The sequence below is a fragment of the Shimia sp. genome (assembly GCF_041624275.1).
Lineage (GTDB): Bacteria > Pseudomonadota > Alphaproteobacteria > Rhodobacterales > Rhodobacteraceae > Shimia.
The window spans coordinates 1-8,687 of the sequence record NZ_JBFJVE010000141.1 but is presented as its reverse complement, the minus strand read 5'-3'; the positions used below and the strand labels follow the sequence as shown (position 1 = coordinate 8,687).

General features: G+C 63.2%; 9 protein-coding genes. 2 read left to right on the top strand and 7 right to left on the bottom strand.

What is annotated here, in order from left to right; translation table 11 throughout:
• The 7 genes from ABZD10_RS11265 to ABZD10_RS11235 all read right to left on the bottom strand — a co-directional run.
• Positions 1 to 665: ParB/RepB/Spo0J family partition protein (locus ABZD10_RS11265; RefSeq protein ID WP_372886575.1), on the bottom strand; the 665-nt coding region annotated here is incomplete at its 3' end.
• A gap of 14 nt (positions 666 to 679) precedes the next feature.
• Positions 680 to 1,489, bottom strand: coding sequence for a ParA family protein (locus ABZD10_RS11260; protein ID WP_372886574.1), 810 nt, complete (start codon positions 1,487 to 1,489; stop codon positions 680 to 682).
• Complete coding sequence (gene rsmG / locus ABZD10_RS11255) at positions 1,482 to 2,099, bottom strand: 16S rRNA (guanine(527)-N(7))-methyltransferase RsmG (RefSeq protein ID WP_372886573.1); 618 nt, start codon at positions 2,097 to 2,099, stop codon at positions 1,482 to 1,484. The genes ABZD10_RS11260 and rsmG overlap by 8 nt, the downstream gene beginning before the upstream one ends.
• The gene (gene mnmG, locus ABZD10_RS11250) at positions 2,096 to 3,967 is read right to left on the bottom strand and encodes a tRNA uridine-5-carboxymethylaminomethyl(34) synthesis enzyme MnmG (RefSeq protein WP_372886571.1); all 1,872 of its coding nucleotides are present in this window, start codon (positions 3,965 to 3,967) and stop codon (positions 2,096 to 2,098) included. Before mnmG ends, rsmG begins: the two co-directional genes overlap by 4 nt.
• 3 nt (positions 3,968 to 3,970) lie before the next feature.
• Entirely contained in the window at positions 3,971 to 5,269 is a 1,299-nt protein-coding gene (gene mnmE, locus ABZD10_RS11245; RefSeq protein WP_372886568.1) for a tRNA uridine-5-carboxymethylaminomethyl(34) synthesis GTPase MnmE, read from the bottom strand.
• A 25-nt stretch (positions 5,270 to 5,294) separates the two neighbouring features.
• On the bottom strand, positions 5,295 to 6,566 hold the full coding sequence (rho, locus tag ABZD10_RS11240; protein ID WP_372886567.1) for a transcription termination factor Rho: 1,272 nt from the start codon (positions 6,564 to 6,566) through the stop codon (positions 5,295 to 5,297).
• A gap of 122 nt (positions 6,567 to 6,688) precedes the next feature.
• Positions 6,689 to 7,138 carry a CopD family protein gene (locus ABZD10_RS11235; RefSeq protein WP_372886566.1) on the bottom strand — a complete coding sequence of 150 codons (450 nt, stop codon included), beginning with the start codon at positions 7,136 to 7,138 and terminating at the stop codon, positions 6,689 to 6,691.
• A gap of 410 nt (positions 7,139 to 7,548) precedes the next feature.
• On the opposite strand from ABZD10_RS11235, the gene ABZD10_RS11230 reads away from it, so the two are divergent.
• The gene (locus ABZD10_RS11230) at positions 7,549 to 8,148 is read left to right on the top strand and encodes a nucleoside triphosphate pyrophosphatase (protein WP_372886565.1); all 600 of its coding nucleotides are present in this window, start codon (positions 7,549 to 7,551) and stop codon (positions 8,146 to 8,148) included.
• The coding region (locus tag ABZD10_RS11225) for a shikimate dehydrogenase (protein ID WP_372886564.1) at positions 8,145 to 8,687 on the top strand (543 nt) is incomplete at its 3' end. The genes ABZD10_RS11230 and ABZD10_RS11225, both read left to right, overlap by 4 nt.

Here is an 8,687-nt window from a genome sequence, read left to right as displayed (position 1 = left end):
TCGGTCTGACGCACCGACAGACCCGATTTCACCACTTTCCGCGCCAAAGCACTGGCGTCTTCGGCAGTGATCAGCGCCCGGGCATGGCCGGCGGTCAGATCGCCGCGCTTCAGCATATCCTGCACATCTTCGGGCAGCATCAAGAGCCGCATCAGGTTGGCGATATGGCTGCGGCTCTTGCCCAGTGCCTCCGACAGTTTCTCCTGCGTGTGGCCGAAACGGTCCATCAGCGCACGATAGCCCGCCGCCTCTTCCACCGGGTTGAGGTCAGCGCGCTGGATGTTCTCGATGATGGCGATTTCCAGAACCTCGGTATCATCGTAAGAGCGCACCACCACCGGCAGTTCGTGCAGCTGCGCCATCTGCGAAGCGCGCCAGCGGCGTTCACCGGCGACGATCTCATAGGTGCCGGGTTCTTTCTCGCGCACGATCAGCGGCTGGATCACGCCCTTTTCGCGGATCGAGGCCGCCAGTTCTTCCAGTTGATCCTGGGTGAAATCGCGGCGCGGCTGGTCCGGGTTGGGCACGATCCGCTCGATCGGCACCAGCATGTCGGCCTGTCGCGGCGTCTGTGTCGCCGCCGCCACCTGATCTTCGGTGACATCCGCCATCAGGGCAGACAATCCGCGCCCCAGCCCCCGGGGTTTCGATTTGTTGATCGCCATGGCTGGCTCCTCTTTTAGGCTGCGGTTTTCATTTGCTTGCTGAGAATCTCGCGCGCGAGGTTGCGATAGGCCTCGGCGCCCTTCGAGCCCGGATCGTAATCCAGCACCGGCTGCGCATAGGAAGGCGCCTCGGAAACCCGCACATTGCGCGGAATCTTGGTGGTCAGCACCAGATCGCCGAGATTGTCGCGCGCATCCTGCTTGACCTGTTGCGACAGGTTGTTGCGCGCGTCGAACATGGTCAGCACCACCCCTTCGATACGCAGCTTGGGGTTGGCAGTCTGGCGCACTTCGCGCACGGTCAGCATCAGCTGCGACAGGCCCTCGAGGGCAAAGAATTCGCTTTGCAGCGGAATCAGCACCGAATGCGCTGCAATCATCGCGTTCACGGTCAGAAGGTTCAGCGAGGGCGGGCAGTCGATCAGGATGTAATCCCAGTGATAGGCGTCCATGGCCGGCTGGCGCAGCGCATCATGCAGAAGAAAGCTGCGCTTTTCGTTCGAGATCAGCTCGATATCGGCCGAGCTGAGATCGACGGTTGCCGGGATGATCGCCATACTCGGCTTGTCGGTGGGGCGGATCACCTCGCCCAGTTCGACATCGTCCAGCAGCAGATCATAGGTGGTGTACTGCCGATCTTCGGTGTCGATGCCAAGCCCGGTCGAGGCATTGCCCTGCGGGTCAAGATCGACCACCAGAACCTTGCAGCCCGCCTCGACCAGCGCCGCGGCGAGGTTGATCGCCGTCGTCGTCTTGCCGACACCGCCCTTCTGGTTGGCGATTGCAATGATTTTTGGACCTTTGGGACGGGTTGGGTCAGACACGCCGAACTTCCTTGACCTTGAGAATAACCGAATTGGATTCCGTGCTACTTTTAATGGCCTCATGGGCGAATGACCACGATTCCTGCGCACGGGCGAGTTCTTTTTTCCAGGTGACGCCTTTCGGGAACAGCGCCGTGCCATCGGCCGAAAGGTGGCGTTCGGCAAAGCCCAGAAGCCCGTCGAGATCGGCCAGCGCCCGCGCCGACAGGATATCGGCGTTCTGCGGATCGGCCTCTTCGATGCGCCGGGTCAGAACGGTCGCGGCAACGCCGGTCTCGCGCAGCACCGTGCGCAGGAAGGTGCATTTGCGCTGATCGCTTTCGATCAGGGTGACGCGGCGCGGCGCTCCGGGTTCGGCCGCCATCAGCGCCACCACAAGACCGGGAAAGCCGCCGCCGCTGCCGATATCCAGCCAATGGTCGACCGAGCCCCCGGCAAGATCAAAGACCTGGGTCGAATCAAGGATATGGCGCTGCCAGAGGTCGGCCAGCGTCGATTTCGAAACCAGGTTGATGCGCGGGTTCCACTTCGTCAGCAGCGCGGCCAGGGTTTCAAGCCGCTCCATTGTTTCACGTGAAACATCCGGACGCCGCCGGTCTTGGCTTGTCATGCCGTCTTTCCCCGTGCGGCCTGGCGGATCTTGGCCATCAGCAGGGTCAGCCCGGCCGGGGTCATGCCGTCGATCCGCCCCGCCTGCCCCAGGTTCGACGGCCGCGCCTGTTTCAGCTTCATCTTCAGCTCGTTGGAGAGCCCCTCGATGGCCTCGTAATCGAAACCCACCGGGATCGCCTGCCCCTCGTCGCGCCGCAGGGCTTCGACATCGCGCTGCTGGCGTTCGATGTAATTGGCATAAAGCGCATCCCGCGCCAGCTGCTGCTGAATCTCGGGGTCGATCGCGGCAAAGCGTTCATCCAGCGCCGCGATCTCGGCAAAGTCGACATCGGCAAAGGACAGAACCTGAAAGGCGGTGCGCTTCTGGCCGTCGCGGTTGACCGAAATGCCGGCTTCGTTCAGCTGTTTCGGTGAATGGCTGTCCTCCTCCAGAAGGGCACGGCCACGCTCCAACCTGTCGGACTTTCCCGCAAAGACGCGCCACCGCGCCTCGCCCACCAGACCCAGGTCGCGCCCCTTCGCGGTCAGGCGCTGGTCGGCATTGTCGGCCCGCAGCGACAGGCGGAATTCGGCCCGAGAGGTGAACATGCGATAGGGTTCGCTGACCCCGCGGGTGATGAGATCATCGACCATGACCCCGATATAACTGTCCGAGCGGCCGAAATGATGCGCGTCCTGCCCGCGGGCCAAAAGCGCCGCATTCAAGCCGGCAACCAGGCCCTGGGCCGCCGCCTCTTCATAGCCGGTGGTGCCGTTGATCTGCCCCGCAAGGAACAGGCCCGGCACCGATTTCACCGCCAGCCCGGCATCCAGCGCGCGCGGATCGACATAGTCGTATTCGATGGCATAGCCGGGTTGCTGGATCTCGCAGGCCTCGAGCCCACGGATCGACCGCACATAGGCCTCCTGCACATCGACCGGAAGCGAGGTGGAAATCCCGTTGGGATAGACCGTTTCAGTGTCGAGCCCCTCGGGTTCGAGAAAGACCTGATGCGAGGTCTTGTCGGCAAAGCGGACGATCTTGTCCTCGATCGAAGGGCAATAGCGCGGCCCGATGCCCTCGATATGGCCGCCATACATCGCCGAGCGCCCGAGATTCTCGCGGATGATGGCGTGGGTGGCCTCGTTGGTATGGGTGATGCCGCAGGAGATCTGCCGTGCAAAGGGCGCCGTGTTGAGGAAGGAGAACATCGCCGGATCGTCGTCACCCGGCTGCTTTTCCAGCACCGACCAGTCGATCGTCTTGCCGTTCAGGCGCGGCGGAGTCCCGGTCTTGAGCCGCCCGAGCGGCAGGTCGAAACTGTCAATGCGCTCGGCCAGCCGCACCGAGGGGTCATCGCCGATCCGCCCACCGGGGCGCGAGACGTCGCCGATATGAATGACGCCGCGCAGGAAGGTGCCCGTGGTCAGAACCACGGCCCGCGCTTCCAGCGTGCTGCCGTCGGACAGAACCACCCCGGCGACGGCATTGCCGGACATGCGGAAATCGACCGCCTCGCCCTCGACGATGGTCAGGTTTTCGCATCCCTCGATCTCGGCCAGCATGGCGCTGCGATAGATCTTGCGATCCGCCTGGGCCCGAGGCCCCTGCACGGCCGGCCCCTTGCGGCGGTTGAGCAGCCGGAACTGGATGCCGGCCTTATCGGCTACGCGACCCATGACGCCATCCAAAGCGTCGATCTCGCGCACCAGATGCCCCTTGCCCAAGCCGCCGATGGCCGGGTTGCAGCTCATCACGCCGATGCCGGATTTCTTCAGCGTCACCAGCGCGGTCTGCGCCCCCATGCGCGCCGCGGCATGGGCGGCATCGACCCCGGCGTGTCCGCCGCCGACCACAATGACGTCAAAATGTTTCACGTGAAACACTCCTCACTTACCGATGCAGAAACTCGAAAAGATCTCGTCCAGCAGGTTTTCAACATCTACGCGACCGACGATCGAATCCAAAGCCCGAATCGCACTGCGCAGCTCTTCGGCCGCGATCTCATATTGTTCGGGCCCGAGGTCGAGAACCGCGTGCACCGCCGCCAGGCTGTCGTTGGCGCGCATCATCGCGACGCGGTGGCGCTCGCGCGTGGCCACGCCGGAACGCCCGGCGCGCTGCGACAGCACCGAGGTGATCTCGGAGACCAGCTCGGCCACGCCCTGCCCGGTCTTGCCCGAGACCGCCGCCCCGGCGTCGCTCAGGGTGTCGGCCTTGGCGGCGCGCACGATGTCACCGGGCAGCGGTTCGAAATCGGGGTGCTGCCCCTCTTCGATCAGGAACACCCGCAGATCGGCGGCGCGGGCCCGTTCCCGCGCCCGCTCGATTCCGATGCCCTCGACGTGGTCCTCGGTTTCGCGCAGCCCGGCGGTGTCAAGCAGGGTCACCGGCAGACCGTTCAGGTCCATGCGCACTTCGATCACATCGCGCGTGGTGCCGGCATATTCCGAGGTGATCGCCGCCTCGCGCCCCGCCAGCGCGTTCAAAAGCGTCGACTTGCCGACATTGGGCGCTCCGAGAATGGCGACCTCGAAGCCGGTGCGAATGCGCTCGGCGGTATCGACCCCCGAGATTTCCGAGGCCAGTTCGCCCCGCACGACGGCCAGAAGCGCCTGAACCTCGGGGGTGACGTCGACGGGAACCTCTTCGTCGGCAAAGTCGATGGTCGCCTCGAGCAGCGCCGCGGCGCGGATCAGCTTCTCGCGCCAACCTCCCGCCAGCTGCCCAAGGTCGCCCGAAAGCACCCGCAGCGCCTGGCGCCGCTGGGCTTCGGTCTCGGCCTCGATGAGATCGGCCAGCCCTTCGACCTGGGCCAGATCGAGGCAGCCGTTCTCCAACGCCCGCCGGGTGAACTCGCCGGCTTCGGCCAGCCGCAGCCCCGGCATGTCCGACAGCTCCCGCAGCACCGCGTTGACCACCGCGACCGAGCCATGCAGGTGCAGTTCGATCACTTCTTCGCCGGTAAAACTGTTCTTCTCTGGGAAATACAGCACCAGCGCCTGATCGAGCCGCCGGCCTTCGGCATCCTTCAGCAGGCGCAGGCTGGCAAGCCGCGGCTCTGGCAGCGATCCGAACAGCGCCCGGCCGGCCGTGGCCGCCAAGGAACCGGACACCCGAATGACAGCGACCCCCGCTTTACCGGGGGCCGTGGCCAGTGCAAAAATTGTCTCAGCCGCAAAGGCCATCACGACACCTCTTGGTGTTCCCCGCTCAGGTGTTCATCGAATCGAAGAATTCCGAGTTGGTCTTGGTCTGTTTCAGTTTCGACAGCAGGAACTCGACCGCATCGGTGGTGCCCATCGGGTTGAGGATGCGGCGCAGCACGAAGGTCTTGGCCAGATCCGTCTTGTTGATCAGCAGGTCTTCTTTCCGGGTGCCCGACTTCAGGATGTCGATCGCCGGGAACACGCGCTTGTCGGCGATCTTGCGATCCAGCACGATCTCGGAGTTGCCGGTGCCCTTGAATTCCTCGAAGATCACCTCGTCCATGCGGCTGCCGGTATCGATCAGCGCGGTCGAGATGATGGTCAGCGAACCGCCCTCTTCGATATTGCGCGCAGCGCCGAAGAAACGCTTGGGCCGTTGCAGCGCGTTGGCATCGACACCGCCGGTCAGAACCTTGCCCGAAGAGGGCACCACGGTGTTAAAGGCCCTACCAAGTCTTGTGATCGAGTCGAGCAAGATCACAACATCTCGTTTATGCTCCACCAGCCGCTTGGCCTTTTCGATCACCATTTCGGCCACGGCCACGTGGCGCGCGGCGGGCTCGTCAAAGGTCGAGGAGACCACCTCGCCCTTGACCGAACGCTGCATGTCCGTCACCTCTTCGGGGCGTTCGTCGATCAGAAGCACGATCAGATAGCATTCGGGGTGGTTGGCCTCGATCGAATGGGCGATGTTCTGCAGGATCACCGTCTTGCCGGTACGCGGCGGGGCCACGATCAGCGACCGCTGACCCTTGCCGATCGGCGCCACAAGGTCGATCACCCGCGCCGACTTGTCCTTGATCGTCGGGTCTTCGATCTCCATCTTCAGGCGCTCGTCGGGATAAAGCGGCGTCAGGTTGTCAAAGGCGATCTTGTGGCGTGCCTTTTCCGGCGCTTCGAAATTGATCAGCGAAACATTCTGCAGCGCGAAATAGCGTTCGTTGTCCTCGGGGGCCTTGATCACCCCGTCGATGGTGTCGCCGGTGCGCAGGGAGAATTTGCGGATCATCTCGGGGCTGACATAGATGTCATCGGGACCGGGCAGATAGTTGGCCTCGGGCGAGCGCAGGAAACCGAAGCCGTCCTGAAGCACTTCCAGCACCCCGTCACCCGAGACTTCCCAGCCCTCATCAGCGCGTTCGCGCAGGATCTGGAACATCATCTCGCCCTTGCGCATGGTCGAGGCGTTTTCGATCTCCAGCTCCTCGGCCATCGCCAGCAGGCTCTTGGGGCTCTTGGCTTTCAGCTCGGCAAGAGCGAGTTTTTCGGTGCTCATGGCAAATATCCCATCCGCGCGCCCGACGGGGCCGCGACTCATCATTTGAAATCGGAAGACACATGGCCCGGACGGGCCTGTTGCCCGCCTGTCTAAGCAAAGCCGCGCGTGGAGTCAAATTCTCAGAATTTCACCACCACCGAAAGAACGATCACCACCATCAGCAGGGTCGGCACCTCGTTCATCATCCGGTAGCTGCGCCCGGCAAGCCGGTTCTCGCCGCGGGCAAAGCGTTTGCGCATGATCATCAGCCAGTGATCGAAGGCGGTCATGGCGATCACGCAGGCGCCCTTGGTATAGGGCCAGACCGCCGTCCAGTCGACGACCCCCGGCGTGAACACCAGCGTCAGCCCCGCCAGCCATGCAACGACACTGGCCGGAGACATGATGTAGCGCTGGAGCTTGAATTCCATGATCTTCAGCGTCTCATCGAGCTGATCGCCGTTTTCGGCGCGTTCGGCGTGATAGACGAAGAGACGCGGCAGATAGAACAGCCCCGCCATCCAGGACAGCACCGCCATGATATGCAGCGACAAAACGTAGGGGTAAATATCGACAAGAAAATACGACATGGGCCATTCCGCGTTTCGATCGGGATCTGTCTAAATAAATAAGAAAGAAGAAGAAAGGATGATGTTTTTGTAGGGGCGGCGCAAACTGTGGATTACCCGGTTGTCTCTGTGCTTATCCCCATCTGGACAGGATCGCTGGTGGCCTGCACCGAAACTGTGGACAAGCCGGGTTTTGCAATCAGGAACATGGGCTTGGCCCGATCCCGACTGTGGAAGACATCCGGGGCGAAATCGGGGGTTCCTGTTTGCAACTCGGCCACCCACAGAAACCGACTTGTCCTTGCCCCGAGCGGATGGATTTCGTGGAACACCGTGAAACGCGGCGGTTATGCACGGCTTGCATTGCGGCGCCGAATTTCCCACAAAAGAAACCCCGGCCCCCGAGGGCATTAACCCACGGATTTATCCACATGGCGAAGAAGATCATCCTGGCCTCCGGTTCCCAGATCCGCGCCACGCTGCTGCGCAATGCCGGGCTGGATTTCGAGGTCAGGACAGCGGCGGTCGACGAAGAGATGCTGCGCCAGTCGCTCGAGGCAGAGGGCGCCGCGCCGCGCGACATCGCCGACACCCTGGCCGAGGCCAAGGCGGCGCGGGTGGCGGCGAAACACCCCGAGGCGCTGGTTCTGGGCTGCGATCAGGTACTGGCCTTCGACGGGCGCGTCTTTGCCAAACCCGCCGACCCGGACGAGGCCCGCCAGCAGCTGCGGCTTTTGCGCGGGGTCTCGCATCAGCTGCTGTCGGCGCTGGTGGTCTTTCATGAACGGCAGCCGGTCTGGCGCCATGTCGGTGTCGTGCGTCTTCAGATGCGCGATTTCTCCGACGCCTATCTCGACGACTACCTTGCCCGCAACTGGGACAGCATCCGCTGGTCGGTGGGGGGCTACAAGCTGGAAGAGGAAGGCGTGCGCCTGTTCCGGCGCATTGATGGTGACTATTTCAATGTGCTCGGATTGCCGCTACTCGAGTTGCTGAACTACCTGACCGATCGCGGAGACCTGATGGCATGACATTGACCAAGATACCCCTGGCCGGCGTGATCGGCCATCCGATCGTGCATTCCAGATCGCCGCAGCTTCATGGGCACTGGCTGAAAACCTATCGGCTGGCCGGGCATTACATCCCCATGGATGTCGAGCCGGGGCATCTCAAGAAAGTGGTGAAGACCCTGCCCAAGATGGGGTTTGTCGGTGCCAATGTCACCATCCCCCACAAGGAGGCGGTGATCGACCTTGTGCATCACGTGACCGACCGGGCGACGCTGATCGGCGCGGTGAACACGCTGATCTTCCGTGATGACGGCAAGATCATCGGCGACAATACAGATGGCTACGGTTTCATCGAGAACCTGCGCCAGGGCGCCCCCGACTGGAAGCCCGGCGCCGGGCCGGCGGTGGTGCTGGGCGCGGGCGGCGCGGCGCGGGCGGTGGTGGCGTCGCTGCTGGATGCCGGGGTGCCCGAGATCCTGATCAGCAACCGCACAAGGGTGCGCGCCGAGCAATTGCGCGAGGATTTCGGCACCCGGCTGCGTGTCATCGACTGGGTGCAG

Coding starts and splice junctions, on each gene's coding strand:
- rsmG (WP_372886573.1), bottom strand. CDS start 2,099: ATGACAAGCCAAGACCGGCGGCGTCCGGATGTTTCACGTGAAACAATG.
- mnmE (WP_372886568.1), bottom strand. CDS start 5,269: ATGGCCTTTGCGGCTGAGACAATTTTTGCACTGGCCACGGCCCCCGGT.
- rho (WP_372886567.1), bottom strand. CDS start 6,566: ATGAGCACCGAAAAACTCGCTCTTGCCGAGCTGAAAGCCAAGAGCCCC.
- ABZD10_RS11235 (WP_372886566.1), bottom strand. CDS start 7,138: ATGTCGTATTTTCTTGTCGATATTTACCCCTACGTTTTGTCGCTGCAT.
- ABZD10_RS11230 (WP_372886565.1), top strand. CDS start 7,549: ATGGCGAAGAAGATCATCCTGGCCTCCGGTTCCCAGATCCGCGCCACG.